Source organism: Nostoc sp. FACHB-190 (assembly GCF_014696905.1).
GTDB lineage: Bacteria > Cyanobacteriota > Cyanobacteriia > Cyanobacteriales > Nostocaceae > Nostoc_B.
The window spans coordinates 167,381-184,949 of sequence record NZ_JACJQW010000006.1 but is presented as its reverse complement, the minus strand read 5'-3'; the positions used below and the strand labels follow the sequence as shown (position 1 = coordinate 184,949).

Genomic DNA, 17,569 nt, shown 5'->3' with positions numbered 1-17,569 from the left:
TCTTAACTAGTCCCTTCTTTCTAGTCCCTAGCCCCTACTCCCTACTCCCCACTCCCTAGATTACTAAGGATTACAGTACATACATTGGGCTGGGTCAGCAAATTCTTGACCATGAGGAAATAATTTTTCTTGTTTAAACCCACATTTTTGACACTGATAAATTACAGAAAGTGTCAAACTAGTGGGCATAGAACACATTTCACATGGTAATCCGGCGATTTTTTCGGTTATTGCAAAACCGGGTGCAGAACATTGGGGACACAGGCTTTTAATTTTGGTTAATAAATTTAATGTAGCTTTTTCAATATTATTCATCCGGGTTGGATTATACAGCGCCCGCATATCTGTTTCTAAATTCACCTGAGAATTAACAGAATTATTCAGGGCGATTGTAATAGTTTCTTGGAGTTTTGCTGCTGTAATAATCCCTTTAACTATTTCGCGGCAATTATTCGCTTTATCTTCCCAAGAGACAACCAGACCATGTTCAGGAAAACCGATTTTTTGAGCAAAATGTTCTGCTTCTTGGAGACTTGCAACTGTTTGATGATTAAAGTTAGTTTCTATAGAAAATTCTTCACCAATTATTTCTAGTTCATTTTCTTTATCTAACAAAAGCACGACTTCGCGGTTAGAATAAATATAAGGTACCATTGGATGAGGAACAAAACTACCTTCGCTGGCGATCGCTATAGTTTCACCTGTTAATTTTAAAGCTGTTTCGGCTTTTAACTTAGCCGCCGCAATTTGAGTTCCAGGGCGTTTGATTTCTCTCGTAAATGTGCCAAAATCATCAGTATTAAAATTAGATGGCACAATAGTTTTAAGATTTAGTTCTTGTTCTAATAAGGGAGCAATTACTTTTTCTTTGTGGTGCATTGTTGCAATTATACCCACTCGGTTACTAAATAATTGCTGAATTTGCATTGCTGTAATTATCTCCTTTGCTGTTAATCGTTAGTGGCTGATGTGATAATACTAATACCACCATCAGACTCCATATAAGCTAACTTCACCTCAGTTAAAAATTCTACACCTTGTTGACGTAATTTACTCATCAACTCATCTTCTGTAATCAGGGCTTTGTCTAAATGTCGGGAAATCATTTGTCCATTTTTCACCAACAGCAGAGGCGGAGGATTTAGAAATCTCTGGAATTTCGGCAATTTATAACCCAACCAGTTAAGGAAGTAACTCCAAAAAATTACTGTGCCTACTAAAATACCACCTTCGGTAATTGATGTGTAGTGACTTGCCATTGCATTTTGGGCTGCTTCGGCAAATAATACAACTACTAATAAATCGGTGATCCCTAGAGTTCCTATTTGCCGACTAGGGAGAAAGCGTAAAACAGCAAATAAAGCTAAGTAAACCAGAGAACCACGAATGAATAATTCTACAATACTAATGCTAGGGACAAAGATTTCTTGCCAATCAATATATAACCATTTATCCATGTTTATGTCTTTGCTTTTGTTAAGCTAAATAAGTTAGTGAAAAAACTATATTAATAAGGGTTAATTACCATAAAAGCCTCTTCCCTCCTGCCTTTTTACAAATACGAATATTTACGTTTCTCTACATTAATTTATTTGCGATCGCTGTTCGTTCGCTTAGACTGACCATTATGATTCATAGGGACGGCATGACGTGTGGGGCGAATCCCACTGCCGTATCTTCTAGCATAAACTTGGGTAAATTCTGCGCCAAAAAAGAGGATTTGGGCAGCATAATAAACCCAGGCGAGAATAACTACTAAAGAACCAGCCGCACCATAAGTAGAACCAAAACTGCTATTACCGAGATATTGTCCTAATAAATATCTACCTAAAGAAAATAATAAAGATGTAATCACAGCACCTATTAAAACATCATTCCAAGTAATTTTGACATCAGGCAAAACCTTGAAAATGAGTCCAAATAATAGTGTCGTGATGACAAAAGACAGTATAAAGTTAAAGAATTGCCAAATGAAATCTATACCAGGAAGTAAATTACTAAAATAACCGACGATCGCTGTTAAAGCTGTACTAATTATCAGAGTGACAAGGAGCAGAAAACCAATACCTAAAATCATGGCGAAAGATAAAGCACGCTGACGCACAACATTTTTCACGCCATGTCCCGGTTTCGGTTGAACTTCCCAAATTGTATTCAGGGCATCTTGTAATTCTGTAAATAAACCTGTAGCACCTAAAAGTAAAAGTAAAATACTAATTACCGATGCGATCGCACCTGTTTTTGGTTGATTGGCATTTCTGATGGCTATTTCAATAAACTCGGCTCCATCTGGCCCGACTAAACCTTGAATTTGCCGGACAATTTCACCCCTTGCCGCCTCTTCACCAAACACTGCACCAGCGATCGCAATTACAATAATCAGCAACGGTGCGATAGAAAAAATCGTGTAATAAGCTAATGCTGCGGCTAACCGCGAAGCTTTATCTTCACTCCATTCCTGAAAAGTTTCTTGAAACAGCCGCACAATTGCTGAAAAATTCATTTACCTAGTCTCCTTGCTGGAGGATATCGCTTTCTCCCTTGATATATTTGATACTGATTTGCGAAATTGTGACATCTGCCTCAAGAGGTTTGTGCAGTTTCCTGAAGATAGAATTTATTGACACGGAAACTTTTTATATCATGTCCGGCAAATCAGTTATGATTAAACGCATCTGTGTAGAAAAACACAACTCTTTCTCCACCTGCCCCCTGCGGTTTTTATGATAAGTCTTTTACCGGACATGATATTACAACATTCTATCGATGGTGCGATATTGAATGGCTTCGGCGACATGATGAGCTTGTAAATCATCATCTCCGGCTAAATCTGCGATGGTGCGGGCAACTTTGAGAATGCGATCGCTTGCCCTAGCTGATAAACCTAATTTATTGATGGCAGCTTCTAATAAAGAACGACTTGCATCATCTAACTTACACCATTGTTGCAGATGTCGGCTTTGCATTTGAGCATTGCAACGCAGATTTGTTTCGGTTTGAAAACGGTGAATACTGCGATCGCGTGCTTGTTGTACTCTTTCCCTAACAGATTTTGATGATTCCCCTGTGGGTTGTTGGGTAATTTCCTCTGGTTTGAGGCGATTCACCGCCACTTGCAAATCAATTCTATCCATCAACGGCCCAGAAAGTTTCGCCCAATATTGTTCTCGTTGTCTGGGCGAACAGTTACACTGTTGAATAGTATCGCCGTAGTAACCGCAAGGACAAGGATTGGTACTCGCCACTAAAGTAAATTGTGCGGGAAAAACAACAGATTGTCTTGTGCGGGAAATTGTCACAAAACCATCTTCTAAAGGCTGACGCAAAAATTCTAAAACATCCCGTTTAAACTCGGTGAGTTCATCCAAAAAAAGAATCCCTCTGTGAGATAATGATATTTCCCCAGGACGGGGAAAACTTCCACCACCCACCAAAGAAGGGCCGGAAGCGGAATGGTGGGGACTGCGAAAAGGGCGATCGCGCACTAAAGAACCACGATTTTTCAATAAGCCGGCAACAGAGTGAATCCGGGTAACTTCCAAGGCTTCCGAAAATTCCAACGGTGGCAAAATCCCGGCTAAACGTCTGGCTAACATTGTTTTACCACTTCCGGGGGGGCCGACAAATATCAAATTATGCCCGCCAGCCGCCGCAATTTCTAAAGCCCGCCGTCCGTGAGCTTGTCCTTTGACATCGTGCAGATCAGCGATCGCATAAGATACTTGTACCATATCTGCGACATTATTGATCTGCACAGGTTGATAACGTCCAGGATTATTTAATAAATCAACTACTTCCGATATACTTTTACAACCATAAACAGCTAATCCTTCTACTACAGCAGCCTCTTGGGCATTATCAGCAGGTACAACTAAACCCGCAATTCCCATTTTTTTGGCAGTCGCAGCAATGGGTAGAACCCCAGCCACAGGACGCAGACTCCCATCCAGGGAAACCTCACCCAAAAATAAATAATCTCCCAATAAATCAGCATTAATTTGCTCAGAAGCCGCTAAAATACCCACACTAATCGGCAAATCAAAACAAGGGCCTTCCTTGCGTAAATCTGCGGGAGTCAAATTAATCACAATTTTCCGCATCGGAAAGGCAAAACCAGCATTTTTTAAAGTAGCCTTCACCCTTTCTTTTGACTCCTGCACTATATAATATTGGTATGCGATTCTACTGTTATAGTCAGCGATCGCACCTTATTGTGTTGTGATGATGCGAAGAATAATAGCAGGATTAATCCGAGTATCCACTGAGGAACAGGTGGAATCTGGTCTAGTGCAACAGCACGGCAGGTTAAAAGATGCTGGGGCGGAAAGAATTTATATCTTTGTTGGTTCCCGCGACAGTGTAGATAGAGAAGATATTGACCAATTACTAAACGATGTCCGCAAGGGTGAGATAGAAAAAGTCCTGATCACTAGGATGGACAGGGTGACGGCATCACCAGGACTACTAGAAACCCTATCTACTACTTTTAACCAAAATAATACCAGATTGATTTCTCTGGACGAAAACATTGACTTGACCACTATTGACGGTGAGTTCTCAGCGATGCTCAGTGTGGTGTTTGCTGGGCGCGAAGTTAAGACAACTCGCCAACGAATCAAGAAGGGAAATGAATACAGGCGATCGCAGGGAATATCAAGTAGTCCATGTCCACTTGGGTATGTGCGTCGTGATGGTAAATATGTTTTCGATCAAAGACCATTTGTTTGTCTTTTGAGCGATCGCCCTTCTGGCGGTTCAGAATTCAAAGGAAGAACCAGAGCAGATTTAGCGATTGAAATCAAAGAAATATTCTTCAAATGTAAAAGTTTGGGGGGAACTGCTAGAGCAATTAACGAGAGGTATGGTATTCAAAAAATCGGGCATCCCTCTGGAGTGCCGACACCCAAGCGGATGACATTTGTTTTGGATGGCGAGGATATCTCGCAAGTCGTAAACCACCTCAAGAAAACCAAGGGTGTACGCGCTGGTGTATTTCGCCCGTGCGCTTCTGGAATTAAAAAACTATTACTATCCCCAGTGTGGTCTGGAAATACTCATTTTTTAATCTGTAATCAAAAGGGTACAGTCTTGCCGCGTGAACAATGGCAAATAAGGTATGACACCCATGAGGACAAAATTCTCACTCTTTCCGAACAGGAGCAAGTAAAACGAATCCTGGAGATGAATTACGCCATCAGTGGGTACAACAAACACAAAACTCATTTACTCACCGGTTTGATTCGATGCGCCCACTGCAATTATCCTTTTAAAGCTCAGGCAGTCAAACAAGCTAAAGAAGGGGTTGAAAGACGTTACCAGTGCAGGAATTATTGCCAAACTAGATCATGCTTCGCTAGGGGGATGATCACCGAGGTACGACTTGAACAAGCAATACTTGACACTTTGATCAAATCTTCGCAGGCGATCGCTAATGCAGTAGAAATTGAGCCACAACAACAACCGCAGTCACCCGAATTAATCCAGCTACGCCAAAAAATGCAAAAGCTTGAGCATTTAGGAGAAGATGAGCCAGAAATTACGGCTCTAAAAGAAAGGATTCGCAAGCAAATCGAGAAAATAGAACAGCGATCGCATCTTGAAGACACCAGTAAAAACCACATCAAAGAATTACTGATATCCGCTTTTAGTGATGCGATCGCTTTTCAAATGCAAGACGAGGATACAAGAAGAGCTATCTATCTACAGCTTATTGATCACGTCTCTGTAGAGCAAAAAGAAGTTTCTGGAATGTATAGAAATGGCAAGAGTTTTACTAATCTCGTTGCCACCATCAAAGAAGTCAAACTACGCTGCTGATTGATTTGATTCCAGGTATAAGGCGATCGCCTGATCAATATATTCCGCGTCCGTATAGGCAGGCAGTTGAGACTCTTTATCCAGTAGCCATGAGTTAATCTGCGCTGCTGATTCTACTGTGATGCGATCGCCTAGAATCCTTTTTGCAACTGTGTATCTAGCTGCTGATGAAATCATGAGGGCGTTAAAATTCATATCTTGTTCTTTATCCTGCTAAAAAATGTAATACTGTCTGCTCTGTCTCTTGCTGCACAAGCATTCTGTCTGCTTATATCTACTCTGTCCGTCTGTCTAAATCTGTACGAATTTGAATACTTTGGGCATCTATCCACGCGGCCAGACTATTCTCAACCAACTCATAAAAAAGACTTTTTAGCTCATCCGAAGAGAAGCGATCGCCCTTCACTTTAAAGTTAGGTTGTATTTCCTGGATTACTGCCTTAGTTCTGTTAGTGCGTTGTAGATAACCGTGTAGGGCCTGCGCCTGGGGTGAGAGTTTGGGAGTAGGGTTTTGAGGTTGGGGTTTTATATCAAACTCCATCTGGTGGTAAAGCGCCTCAAGCCTGGACTTATCCTCTGCTGTCACTGGGCGATCATTGACTTCCGCTTGTTGAAACTTTGGCACTAAGCCCAAGTAATACCCACCAACAAAAGCAAACATCACAGGCTGATATTGGCTTCTAGACTGCGCCTTTAATTCGCTGTACTGCGTTCTAACTGCTTCTTTATCCTTGGCATGGGTGATAACTTGATTACCCATAATTGCTTGTTCAATCACGCCGTAAGCGTCAATTTCGCGTCCGTCCTTGCGGTAGCGGTTGCCCAACAACAACAGACGTAAAACCTTACGGGTATTTTGGTCTAATTCTTGAATGCCGATCGCTTTAAGGTTGAGCGAGTGCAAGTTAACAAAAAACTTCATGTTATACTCACGCCCTACTATCAGCACATCAAAGAGGATTTGTCCAAAGTCAAAACCTAAATCCTCTGGTTTTACCTTGTTCAGTTTGGCGGCGATGGTTAGCCAGTCATCAAGAATAATAACAAAGGGCGGTAAGCTTTCTCTCCCATCCTCAGTTAGTTCTAAGCGTTTGTTGTATTCAGTCTGAACGCCTAAAAAGAAAGTTCTGGCGTTATCTATGGCATTCTCACCCACAAATCGGGTTACTTTGCCACGCTCACGTAGTCCATTGAATGAGTCATTTTTAACCGCTAATACTCTCATGTCAGCATTTGGACAGTTCGCTTCAACTTGGCGGATATACTCGCGGGTGATTGTGCTTTTACCTGTGCCTGGGTCGCCACACAGCGCGGTGCTGCCATCTTCACGGGCAACACGCCGCAATACTTCTGTAATTGTTTCGTCGTTTGTGGGTGCGATCGCTGGTTGTTCTATCTGTTCTTGAACTGTCCCTGGATCGCCATGCGGTAACTGTGCTTGCACTGGCTCAAACTTCTCAAAACTTGCACCGCCATCAAGTAAGTGACCAAATTCGTAGTAATCATCAGCAGACATCGCCATAAGTAAGGCTGTTTGTTGTTGCGGGGTAATGCTGGCAATAAATTGCTGTCTGGCCTCAGCAATTTTGATGCCACGCAAGTATTTAACTAACTCATTTCCAGACATTTCAAGCAACTGCTCACCAAATTTGAGAGAGTAATTAGCTCTCACACTCTCAAACTCTTTGGTAGCGCGGTAGTGGGGTCGAATATCGCTGAGGTAGTCTCTAGCCTTGCCAGTGAATAACAGACCAATTCCGCCCAGAACCATCGCGCCTAAGCCAAAGTGATTCTTAAATGGGTTATCAGATGGCAGTTCCCGAAAGACATACAAGTTTTCATGCTGGAGGAATGCCCAAGGGTTATAGTTTGGGTTGCTAGTGCGGTACTGGTTAGCTTTTAAATATGGTTCTGGAATTTGCGATCGCTGTTCGTACCTACAATACTTTTTACCCAGCAATATTTTTTCTGGATCGCCCTCCCCTGCCTGTATAGGCGCATCGTGGATTCTGGCTGACTTTGGATAGAAACATAATTCTTTCTTAGCTATGCCATCCCCAACATGCCCAGCTAAAGTACAAAAAACCGCACCTAAAACCGATACCGTAAGCATCAGGTTGAGACGCGGTGAAAGGGAATAAACGCGCTGATTCAATTCTGACAACTTTACGTCTTTCATTTTTTACGAAGGTAGAAAAATATAACAACAGAAACAGCGATCGCAACCGCTAGAAATACCCCGTAATTACCTTGTTTTGGTTCTTGGATGCCTTCATAGGTTTTAACCTGTTCAGACACAGTATAGAAACTATGACGGGCTATACTATCCATACTTTTAGCATCTGCGGTCAACTTCCAAGAGCTTGCTGACAGCATTAAACTGCGAGTTACACCGACTCCGAATCTTTGGCGATCGCTGATTTGGGGAATGATGCTGTTGTGAAATCGTAAATAGCAGAGGGTAGCCGCGAATGATGCGCCAACTGGTAAGCCAGCAATTACGGCGGGGAAAAATCCGACACTGCCAGCAAGGTAGAGATATTGAGTTGACGTGATCTGAAATCCTGCCAGAAAAGCACCTTGGGCAATGCCTTGAATTAGGGTGATGTTATTATCAGTTTCGGATATTGCTTGCTGTACTTGATTTGAGTCGTACTCAGCACCGTCTACAGGATGTATATTCTCGTCTACAATCTCTGCATCAAAGTAAATTGGTGTTTGTTTTTGATTGTTGGTCAACATAGGAACACTTTTCGGAAGAGATTAGCCCAGGTTTTGCGCCTGGGCTTGTGCGTTTAGTCAATCAAACGTCTGAAGAAACCTTTGGCACGATTAACAGCGTTGGAACCGTGTCTGTGAATGTCTTTTAGTGTTTCTTTCGCTCTATCTGCGGGTAAAAGTCCCTGGTGCTTATCTTTAACCTGTTGCCACATCTGAGATTGTGCTTTAGCAGAGTCAATTTCAATACCCCTCAGTACTGCGCGGTGCGACTCGCTTAGTAAATTTAGCGTTCTGGAGTGCTGAAATTGCTCCTGACCTAGTTGGTTGTCAGACGAAACAACTTTTTGTTGTAACCTGTAACCTAAACGCGCATCACTTACCCGAACCTTTGACCAGCTATCAGCCATTTTATTGACGCTATTACCTGCGGTAGCTAAAAACTGGCTTTCTTCTGACATCACAATTTCAGTTGCCTGTAATCCTTGCGATAAGTTTTCAAAAACAGCTTTGGCATTTTGGGCGCGTTGAGTTTGTTGGATTCGGAAATCTGCCACCTGTGCTGCGGCTGTCTGATTTCCGTCAAGGGCTTGAAATATTGTTTCTTGACTGATTCCCGAAAGAGAATGCAACGCAGTATAAGTGATCGGTGCTTCCAGTTTGAGTTTTACGCTTCGGTTCATCACTCCCATGCTCCTAGTTCTTCTAGTCTTGTGAAGATGTTGCCAGCTTTGTTTCTAGTTGCGTCATCAGCAATATCGTTTAGTGCTGTTGAATCGCCTTCCGCAAGTTTCCAAATCATTTCATCTGGTAATTCAGATCCAAAATTACCCAAGAATTGCCCATGAGTAAAAGGGTTTGGCGTTTCATCAATGGTTTGAAACTGGTCATAGATTCCAGTTTGTAAGTATGGCAGTGCTTCTCGAATGATTTGTTGTTGCTCTGATGTTCTGCCTAAATCGGCTTGAAAAGGATCATCATTAGCCACAATTTGCGCTGCTTCTTGTGCCAACTTAATAGGGCATCCATTGTTCGTGAGTGCGTTTAATGCGGCGGTAAACAGATTCTCGTTGTTCATTTGGTAAAATTTTTGTGTGTTGTTTGACAACCAGAGGGCGATCGCTCGGTGTCCAGTCAAGCGATCGCTCTCTTACTACTCTAAAAAGGCTTCCAATTTGGCGACATTGATACTTGGAGGATTTTCTAATTCCCATTCAAGATAGGTTAATGCCGTTGCTGCATCGCCCAATGTTAAGTCGGGGCTGTAGGTTTTAGCGATCGCTTGGTATTCCGGGTGGTTCCTGATCTCTGCGATCGCTAGGTGAGCATCCACAATTAATTCTTGCAATGTTTTCATGAAGTTCTTTCAACTGTTTGATTTTCTGTTTTTCCCGGAATCGGCGATCGTCTAATATCGCATCAATGCCATAGAGGAAATCAGCGATCGTGAAGCCTTCAGCCTCGGCAATTGCAACAATTCTTTCAATGATTGGCTTGATTGCGTCTGACCGCGAATTTTCCAAGTCAGACTTTAAATCCATTTCAAAGTCAAAGCTCATTTTTTTTAGTGGTAACGATTTTTAGCTTTATTTCAGGCGGGTGGGGGTTGCAAGAATTACTCATGCCCTTTTTTTACGTCTACTTGTTGTCTTTGCTTGGGGAGGCACAGGAGATTGATTCGCTAGTGTTTGAGCGATCGCAATACCTCCACCGCCTGCAAACATGGTTGAGCCAATGCAGATCATTAAATTTGCGCCAAACTTTGATGCTCCATACCATCCGATAAGGATGAAACTAGCCAAGCCTAGGCTTGCTGCTACTATTTCCTTTCTGTTCATAATCTCGCTAATCTCAAAAATGTTGCTTTTACGTCGAATTGATTGCCGTTAGTTTGAACTTTATTCGCTCTTAGCAGCAGTGTGCATCCACACATTGGGATTTCGAGTAATTGCCCTACTTTTGGTGGATTAGAGCCTATTAAGTGGCAGGTCATAAGAAAACCGCGACTGTCTTGTGCGACTAAATTAATTGTCATGCCGCTTGCCTTGCCATATTCGCCAACATTGATTTATTGGGTTGCAGTGGTGACACCTGCACAACCGTCTGTGATTGTGCAGTAGCTCCACCTTGAAAAATCAGCTTTTCCACTGCTGCTGATAGTGCCTGTGTTGGTGCATCTTCAGGTATGCCAAACATTTGGCGTAACTCTTGAACAGCTAAATAAGAAATGGTCAAGCGCCGAGATTCGTAATTATTCATGATTTATGCTCCTGATTCTGCAAGTAATTTAAGCCCTTGAGCATTTATGAATTGGGGGTTGGGTAGAACTACAAAACCCAAATTAGAGAGATTCTGATCAACAACTGGGAGAGATACGCCGCCGCCCCACGAAACAAGGTATTTCGCCCTATCTAGGTAGTTGCCAGAGGTTACGAAGTTTGCAAATTTCTCAATTCTGCTAACCCACCACTCGTCAAGACATTGGGCATACTCTTGATCAAACTTTTTAACTGTGAGTGCATTGCCTCCATAGGTAAAAGTTCCGTCCAAGATGCCTTTATTAACAAGGCTTGGAGTGTGTTTTACATCCTTGGATAGCAAACTTACTTTGTCGTTTCGCTTGTCCAATGACTCAGCGATCGCTGTGTGTAAATCACCTGCGCCACCTTCTATTAAATGTCTGTCTATCACTGAGCCATTGCCATCGAACACGGTAATGAGCCAAGTTGATGAACCGATATCAAGCGAAATAGCTATTTCGTGGCTATCTAAAGACAGGCAAGAGTCACCAAATAGACAGTAAGCAATACTTCCGTACCCTTCTGGATAAATGCCAGTAACCTTGATTTCAACTGATTTGGTGACAATCTCCCGCGTGATCAGGTGTTTGTGCTGAAATGTATGAACGCCTTGAACCCTGCGCTTGATTTCGTCTCCCCAACGTTCTGGGTTATGGCTGGACAGTGCTAGAGACAGAGTGAGATTGTCTGGAGCATTCAAAACAGACAGATCAGACAGAATGCTTTCTAGTGATAATTCTGCCTTCTTTGACTTGTCCTCATGTAGTAGGGTGTGGTCAGGTTGTGCAGTTGCAGCAGTTCCCCAAAAAAATTGAACATCTCGCAAGTCTGCGCGGTGTCCGTCCAGGTACCGTACCCATGCACCATGTCTTGAAATAGTCTCATGGTGTTTAATGTTTCGGTTGCGAACAAGCGAGTATGCAGAGGGCATCATGATCGAAAAATCACCATAAATACCTTTTCCGTATCCTGCGCCGCCGTCTTTACCTCCGCAGAGAGTAGTTATCCCAGAAATGGCTAAAGATTCGGATTGAACAAGCCAATTTTCGGCAAGACTGTATGTAATTGTCATGGTTCTGGAAATTGGTAAAAGTCTTATTTATCCTGGCTTTGGAGAATTTATCGGCATAATCGCCATAAATCCACGCATCCAGTTTTTGGTAAACCTAAACATCGCTTTCTGGCTTCTTTCGCCTTTGTTGGGTGACGTTTATTGGCTTACTGTGTTAATGTTAGCATAGGTTTATGGACATTAGCCAGCAATAACAGTGATGAACATATTTTTTTATGTGACTATGGACATATAAACTTATGTAATCATTTACAATGCCAGCTAGAGGAAAAGGCGCGAACCCTGACTATATGCAAATTTCTGGATATGTACCGCGTGAATTGGGGTTAAAATTCAAAATTGCTTGTACAGCAAAAGAAATTACACATAGCGATGCGCTAGAACAAATGATAAATGATTGGTTGCAGGGTGACGACTCAACCAATTCGCCAGGAAAGGGTAAAAAAACTTAGTTTTGTTTGTGTCAATGTGTCCACCTGTCATTTCGTGACACGAAAGAGCGATCGCCTATCCAACTGTCATTTTGTGACACGAGCGATCGCAAAACTAAACTCTCAATTTTTAATTGATATGCAGATTCCAGAAAATCAAGAGACTTTTGCAGAATTGATTGCAAGAACAGTTACTAGATACAAAGCAGTTAAAACACTGCTAGAAGATCCACGTAATTCAAAATCGGCTGGAGAAATTAGGGATTGGTTTGATTTAAATGAATCTAGATTACCGCTAGGCTACGTAAGCCAACATTATTTGGAGCAAGTAACGGCACTTTACTTTTCAGACATCCTTTCGCAACAAATCTAGCGATCGCATACCCAGACTCTAAACAATGACGGTGATTGTCGGTTTTTGGCGGTATTTTGTTTAAATTATGGATGAATTGTTAAAAGAAAGAACTCTAAAAACTTTGGATGGGTTGCCACCACTGGAACACCTATTTGCTTCTACAACAGAAGATCAGGTTGCGGCGTGGAAGCAAGCTAAGACAACCTTTGCTTGGCTACGGGAATCATTCAAAGACTATTTTTCAGGACAACCAAGCAAACATGATTTACTCTCACCAAGAGATCAAGAGTTTTTAGGGTTGTTAAGAGATTTTTACTTGACTTGGTACACGGCTATTCAATGGGGATGGAGTCACATACAGCAAGACATCCATAAGCGAGGGTTAGATGTTAACGACTATGCTGCTACCCCAGGAGATGCACTAATTCAGTTTTTAGAAAATTCTGCTGATGCTGTGATGCAACCGTCTAGATCAGGCTACTACAGATTTACCCCTCATAATGTGCGTGAGTTGGTTAAATCCGAGAGACAAGTAAATTCAATAATTAATAGGAGGAATGAGCCACCAACAGAAACAGAGTCAGAGGTAATTAAAAAACATTGGTACAAAGTAGCGCAGTCTAGTAAAGAGTTTGAACCATATTTCAACTTTTACGAATCTACCGTCAGGCTACTGGAGTCGGTAAAACGTGACACTCAGTTAAAAAAATATATAAAAGAGCATCTAAGAGCCAAAGACGATCTAGATGCTTTCATTCAATCTGAATGCAACCCTAAGCGCAAGCGCAAGGGATTTGAGTATAAAAATGGTTTATTTTCTCTAATGGATAAACATGGGGGGAAACCCTCTTAACCTTTCTTAATAGTAGATTACCCTCTAGCTGAAAGGGCTATCCTCTGGGGTTTTTATGGATTATTGTAGAGTAAGCAAGCAGAACAGATGCACTATTCATAGGTTCTGCAAAAGCCCAAAAAGAAAAAGGGGTGATTCGCCAAATAATGGAACAAAGCCTGCTACCCGGTTAGATCAAACGAGGTAACGACAGTCCGCTAAGTGGAAAACCACCACAATTTTTAATCTTAAATCTAACAGTAGCAATCTTTTCATCCTTTTACCAGCGAATTTACCCCAGTAGTCGAAAATTACTGGAGTATAAAATGGCAAAAGCGCCGAAGTTTGGAGACCGGGCGCTTTCAGCAAAAAATATTCATAGGGATATTATAGCTGAAAGCTCGGCATTACGGCAAGAATTTTCGCAATTAGAAAGAGCATTTCAGGCGATCACTAGAGAGTTCAGCAAAAAACTGGAGGTGAGCGCGTGAATTTCACCCAGATTGAAGCTGATTTTGAGAAGCTGATTGCTAGTTTTCAGGCGATCGCAACCATTGAAAGTCGCGTGAAACAGGAATTTTACCTTAGCCGAATCGCATCTTGGCATGGCATCACACGCGCTGATTGCAGAAGGCTTTTCAGATTATTTTGCTGTGAAGAATTAATCAATTCCTTGGGTGTAGGAGGGGTAAGAGAATGATTGCTCAAGTAAAGCGAGATTTCCCCAAAATCAAATACGCCTACAATTCCCAAGGATGTAATAAAAACTGGGACATGGCAAAGCTCACAGAGGGCTTTGCAGATGCAGAAGGCACAATCTTAGATGTAGCCCAGCATATTCAAGAAGGTCACGCAATTTGCGCCGGATTACTCGGCGGAAAGCGTAGAAGTAAGCAAAACGTAATCGGTTCGCAGTGGTTGTTGCTCGACATCGATAATTCAAAAGTAAAAATAGACGAAGAAGGACGAAGAGTAACAGATGGTAACGGCAAGGCGATCAGTATTCTCGATCAGCAATTAACTATCGAAGATGCTTTACAAAACGACTTCATAAAAGAGCATTGCGCTTTAGGCTACACCACTGCCAGCCACAGATCAACCTGGCCTAAATTCAGGCTAGTATTCCCTTTACCTGAATATATAGAGGATGTGGCATTAATAGAGGCTTGCACAAGGCTCTTAATGCAGCAATTACCCCATGATCCAGCGTGTAAGGATGCCAGCCGTGTATTCTACGGCAATACAGAGGCAGACTTATTTATTATCAATCCTTGCGCGACATTACCCCACGACTGGATAAAGAAAGCGAAACAACTTCTAGAGCAGGAGATAGCAGAAAAAGAACGCCGCCGCCAAGACCATGAGGAACGCTACAAGCACGAACGAGAACAATTTCAAGCGCAGAGATGGGACGAGGATTTATTAATTGAGCAAGCATTAAGATTCATTCCACCACGTTACTACGGGTCGAATAATTATCAGGAATGCTTGCAAGTTTTGATGGCGTTGACGGCTCATTATGGGGCATCTAAAGCGGAGGCGATCGCCGAATCCTGGAGTCCCTCGCAACCAAGAGAAAACGACAAAGAGTGGAATATTGCCAAAAAAATCAAGTCATTTAAGCGCGATGGCGTTGGAATCGGGACGCTGTTTCATATCGCCAAACAGCACGGATTCAGTTTTCCAAAAAAAGAGTACAAGTCAAGCGATCGCTTGCTTTCAAAAGAGGAGTGGGAGAAGATGCACGGGAGAACTGAGAAACAGGCGATCGCATCCAAACAAAACAATGTAATTCCACATCCGGCAACAAAACAGTTTTTATCTGGTGACGAACTGATTAAAGAAATTAATCTATTGATTGAGAATGACACTAGTAGATCGAAACTTGAAGTAAAAATACTAGACCTAGCAACCAGATCAGGCCGTACCAGTAACGAAATATGGCGGCTCTATAAAACAAGAGATGAGGAAGAAACCGAAATTCTTGACCGGGAAGTAGCCACAAAACAGTTACCCACGCTTCTGGAGGCACAAAGGGCTAGTTTGTCGCCGGATCATCTGCTGTGGGGCGACGGTGGTAAACTTGCATATTTACTAAAAACCACTGCCGAGAGTATGCCCGTGTCGGTTGAAGCCTTGCTAACCACATTGTTTCCAGTCGCAGGGTCAAGAATTGGCACATCATCACGCTTAGTTGTGAACGCTCGGACAAACTACACAGTCACATCAATAATCTGGTCGTGCGTTATCTCTAAGACTGGAACTTTAAAAAGCCCAGCACAGAAAGTAATTATTAATCCACTAGACAAGTTAGAGGCGCAAGAGTACCACAACTGGAGAACTGCAACTGATGACTACAAAAAAGAGTTGAAACGATGCGGCAAGGGTGACGAATTACCAGATGAACCAGCACCGCGTAAACGGTTCATTGTGCAAGGTTGCACAACAGAAGCGCGGATGAAAATTCACGGTGAGAACCCTAGAGGATTACTCTATTACCGTGATGAATGGGCATCGTTTATCACTGGTCGCAACAAATATCGTGGTGGTAAAGGTGATGATGCACAGCTAGACCTAAGCGAATTTAACGGTGATGCCCTCTATAAAGACGTTATAGACGGCGAAAAATGTATTTATCTGGAACGCTCTGCCATTAATCGCACTGGAAACACTCAACCAGAAGTGCTTAAGAAGTTTCAATCTGAGGGTAACTTTGCGGATTACGCTGGCGAGTTCGCCCGTTGGCTGTATTGCTGTAAAGAAAGCCCGTTAGCCTTTATTGACCTATTCGCAGATGATGACGGCATAGGCAAGCTATTGAGCGATGAATTGACATTCCTTTATCAATACTTGGGCAGACTGCCAGAACGTGATTATTTTCTGTCACCCGAAGCAAAGCGAATTTACCAATCTTACCAGCACCAATTAATGAGATGGTTAGCAGTGGAACAGCATCCAGGTCTGTCGGCTACTTACCCCAAACTCCAAACTTATTTGGGTAGGTTCGCCCTATGGTTGCACCTAGTCAACTCTGTCCTCTCTGGAGAATCTACACCAGATCAAATCATCAACGCTAGGGCAATGCAAGCGGCTGTACACTGCGTTGACTTCTACTTGGCACAAGCAAGGCTGATGTATGCCCAAAACAGTGACCAACAAGCGATCGCGGGCAACCTTCTCAAAATTAAAGAGTACATAGAAAAGCACCCAGAGGGTGTGACGGTTCGCAAGATTCGCAGTGGTATATATTCCTTCCGAAAAACATCACCAGATGAAATAAACCAAGGATGTCTCGAACTAGCCCGTATGCGGTTGATAAAGCAGGTAGCAAAAACATACTACCCATTATTAAGTGGAGATGATGATAGTGATGATGAAATGATGATCAACCATCATCACCCTGAGACCATTGGAAATAAAGGGATATATAAAAATGATGATGGTGATGATCAAAAAATCATCAATTTTCAAGAATTAACCAATTTAGATAAACATCTAATGGATGATGATGAAAATACTTTTATATCCGCAACGCATCATCAACCATCATCACTTTTGGAAACTCCTATAGAGCAAGCATCTCAGCGTGATGATGATATCTCACCACAGATCATCACCATCATCGAGAATACAGAGAAAGTGTTGGGTGGCAATAAAAACAGTAAAACAGTAAGTACAGCGATCGCACCTTTACCAAAAGTTGGAGAGAAGGTTCTTTTGAATGGTGAGGAATGCACAGTTTTTAGCTTTGATGAAAAATCGCTAAAGGCGGTTGTTGATCATGAAGACGGTCGATCAACTTGCATAAATGCTTCAAAATTGGAGGTGATCCGATGAATCCGAATCAGTGGAACACCTTAGATGATATTAATTATGTGCGCGAATGCCTTGAACACTGCAAAGATAGCTCAATGTTGCAGGAGTTGAGAGAGATATTTTCACCTGAACTACTCAAAAAAGCTGCTGTTGTTTTAAGCTCGGAGAAAAAATCTTTGATTAAACAATGGGTATTGCATTTGAATCAGTTAAAAACAAATGAATGAA

The 17,569-nt window shown here is 42.3% G+C and carries 21 protein-coding genes and 1 pseudogene; 8 read left to right on the top strand and 14 right to left on the bottom strand.

Going from position 1 to position 17,569, the window contains the following annotated elements; genetic code table 11:
* Positions 1–63: 63 nt before the first annotated feature.
* The 4 genes and pseudogenes from H6G28_RS10245 to H6G28_RS10230 form a co-directional block, all read right to left on the bottom strand.
* Positions 64–927, bottom strand: a complete 864-nt coding sequence (locus H6G28_RS10245) for a DUF6671 family protein (protein WP_190670563.1) — start codon at positions 925–927, stop codon at positions 64–66.
* 23 nt (positions 928–950) lie between these two features.
* On the bottom strand, positions 951–1,457 hold the full coding sequence (locus H6G28_RS10240; RefSeq protein WP_190588487.1) for a DUF421 domain-containing protein: 507 nt from the start codon (positions 1,455–1,457) through the stop codon (positions 951–953).
* A gap of 131 nt (positions 1,458–1,588) precedes the next feature.
* Positions 1,589–2,503 (bottom strand): YihY/virulence factor BrkB family protein, encoded by a 915-nt coding sequence (locus tag H6G28_RS10235; protein ID WP_190588488.1) that lies wholly within the window; start codon positions 2,501–2,503, stop codon positions 1,589–1,591.
* Between the two features lie 247 nt (positions 2,504–2,750).
* Positions 2,751–4,160, bottom strand: a pseudogene (locus H6G28_RS10230) (YifB family Mg chelatase-like AAA ATPase); the annotation flags it as partial.
* A gap of 61 nt (positions 4,161–4,221) precedes the next feature.
* Here H6G28_RS10230 and H6G28_RS10225 point away from each other — a divergent pair.
* A complete protein-coding gene (locus tag H6G28_RS10225) occupies positions 4,222–5,817 on the top strand; it encodes a recombinase family protein (RefSeq protein ID WP_313949901.1) in 1,596 nt (531 codons plus the stop codon).
* Here H6G28_RS10225 and H6G28_RS10220 read toward each other — a convergent pair.
* The 10 genes from H6G28_RS10220 to H6G28_RS10175 form a co-directional block, all read right to left on the bottom strand.
* A complete protein-coding gene (locus H6G28_RS10220) occupies positions 5,806–6,012 on the bottom strand; it encodes a hypothetical protein (RefSeq protein ID WP_190670560.1) in 207 nt (68 codons plus the stop codon). The genes H6G28_RS10225 and H6G28_RS10220 overlap by 12 nt on opposite strands.
* Before the next feature lie 79 nt (positions 6,013–6,091).
* Positions 6,092–7,996: an ATP-binding protein gene (locus H6G28_RS10215; RefSeq protein WP_190670559.1), complete on the bottom strand. Its 1,905-nt coding sequence runs from the start codon at positions 7,994–7,996 to the stop codon at positions 6,092–6,094.
* Entirely contained in the window at positions 7,993–8,559 is a 567-nt protein-coding gene (locus H6G28_RS10210) for a hypothetical protein (protein WP_190670558.1), read from the bottom strand. Before H6G28_RS10210 ends, H6G28_RS10215 begins: the two co-directional genes overlap by 4 nt.
* Positions 8,560–8,612: 53 nt before the next feature.
* On the bottom strand, positions 8,613–9,218 hold the full coding sequence (locus tag H6G28_RS10205) for a hypothetical protein (protein WP_190670557.1): 606 nt from the start codon (positions 9,216–9,218) through the stop codon (positions 8,613–8,615).
* A complete protein-coding gene (locus H6G28_RS10200) occupies positions 9,218–9,673 on the bottom strand; it encodes a hypothetical protein (RefSeq protein WP_242054515.1) in 456 nt (151 codons plus the stop codon). The genes H6G28_RS10205 and H6G28_RS10200 overlap by 1 nt, the downstream gene beginning before the upstream one ends.
* Before the next feature lie 15 nt (positions 9,674–9,688).
* The gene (locus H6G28_RS36560; RefSeq protein ID WP_313949900.1) at positions 9,689–9,868 is read right to left on the bottom strand and encodes a hypothetical protein; all 180 of its coding nucleotides are present in this window, start codon (positions 9,866–9,868) and stop codon (positions 9,689–9,691) included.
* Positions 9,807–10,094, bottom strand: coding sequence for a hypothetical protein (locus tag H6G28_RS10190; protein ID WP_190670555.1), 288 nt, complete (start codon positions 10,092–10,094; stop codon positions 9,807–9,809). Before H6G28_RS10190 ends, H6G28_RS36560 begins: the two co-directional genes overlap by 62 nt.
* Before the next feature lie 60 nt (positions 10,095–10,154).
* A complete protein-coding gene (locus tag H6G28_RS10185; protein WP_190588496.1) occupies positions 10,155–10,373 on the bottom strand; it encodes a hypothetical protein in 219 nt (72 codons plus the stop codon).
* Between the two features lie 193 nt (positions 10,374–10,566).
* Positions 10,567–10,794, bottom strand: a complete 228-nt coding sequence (locus tag H6G28_RS10180; protein WP_190670605.1) for a hypothetical protein — start codon at positions 10,792–10,794, stop codon at positions 10,567–10,569.
* A gap of 3 nt (positions 10,795–10,797) precedes the next feature.
* Positions 10,798–11,907, bottom strand: coding sequence for a ParM/StbA family protein (locus H6G28_RS10175; RefSeq protein WP_190670554.1), 1,110 nt, complete (start codon positions 11,905–11,907; stop codon positions 10,798–10,800).
* Between the two features lie 254 nt (positions 11,908–12,161).
* On the opposite strand from H6G28_RS10175, the gene H6G28_RS10170 reads away from it, so the two are divergent.
* The 7 genes from H6G28_RS10170 to H6G28_RS10140 all read left to right on the top strand — a co-directional run bounded on the left by H6G28_RS10170 (position 12,162) and on the right by H6G28_RS10140 (position 17,568).
* On the top strand, positions 12,162–12,359 hold the full coding sequence (locus H6G28_RS10170; protein ID WP_190670552.1) for a hypothetical protein: 198 nt from the start codon (positions 12,162–12,164) through the stop codon (positions 12,357–12,359).
* 16 nt (positions 12,360–12,375) lie between these two features.
* On the top strand, positions 12,376–12,711 hold the full coding sequence (locus tag H6G28_RS10165; RefSeq protein WP_190670550.1) for a hypothetical protein: 336 nt from the start codon (positions 12,376–12,378) through the stop codon (positions 12,709–12,711).
* Between the two features lie 67 nt (positions 12,712–12,778).
* A complete protein-coding gene (locus tag H6G28_RS10160; protein WP_190670549.1) occupies positions 12,779–13,546 on the top strand; it encodes a hypothetical protein in 768 nt (255 codons plus the stop codon).
* A gap of 305 nt (positions 13,547–13,851) precedes the next feature.
* Entirely contained in the window at positions 13,852–14,016 is a 165-nt protein-coding gene (locus H6G28_RS10155; protein WP_190670548.1) for a hypothetical protein, read from the top strand.
* The gene (locus H6G28_RS10150; RefSeq protein ID WP_190670546.1) at positions 14,013–14,225 is read left to right on the top strand and encodes a hypothetical protein; all 213 of its coding nucleotides are present in this window, start codon (positions 14,013–14,015) and stop codon (positions 14,223–14,225) included. The genes H6G28_RS10155 and H6G28_RS10150 overlap by 4 nt, the downstream gene beginning before the upstream one ends.
* A complete protein-coding gene (locus tag H6G28_RS10145; protein WP_190670545.1) occupies positions 14,222–17,362 on the top strand; it encodes a DUF3987 domain-containing protein in 3,141 nt (1,046 codons plus the stop codon). The genes H6G28_RS10150 and H6G28_RS10145 overlap by 4 nt, the downstream gene beginning before the upstream one ends.
* Positions 17,359–17,568 (top strand): hypothetical protein, encoded by a 210-nt coding sequence (locus H6G28_RS10140; protein WP_190588502.1) that lies wholly within the window; start codon positions 17,359–17,361, stop codon positions 17,566–17,568. Before H6G28_RS10145 ends, H6G28_RS10140 begins: the two co-directional genes overlap by 4 nt.
* Position 17,569: the final 1 nt, after the last annotated feature.